General features: G+C 57.2%; 1 rRNA gene. It reads left to right on the forward strand.

Annotated elements, in window-relative coordinates:
- Positions 1-284 (forward strand): 23S ribosomal RNA (locus QSK25_RS45280); the annotation flags it as partial.
- Position 285: the final 1 nt, after the last annotated feature.

A 285-nucleotide genomic window follows, 5' to 3' on the forward strand; every position in this document is an offset into this window, starting at 1 on the left:
TCCGAAACTCCTTCGGGAGCTAGGGGACTGTGGAGCGCGGGACCTGAACTTGTAGTAGTCAAGCGATGGGGTGACGCAGGAGGGTAGCTCCGCCAGTGAGTGGTAGTACTGGTGCAAGCGTGTAGGGCGAGTTGTAGGCAAATCCGCAACTCATTAAGCCTGAGACGTGATGCGTAGCCGATTGAGGCGAAGTAGAGTGATCCCATGCTGCCGAGAAAAGCCTCTAGCGAGCTTTCACGCGGCCCGTACCCCAAACCGACACAGGTGGTCAGGTAGAGAATACCG

This window comes from Lentzea sp. NBRC 102530, from assembly GCF_030269365.1.
Taxonomy (GTDB): Bacteria; Actinomycetota; Actinomycetes; order Mycobacteriales; family Pseudonocardiaceae; genus Lentzea.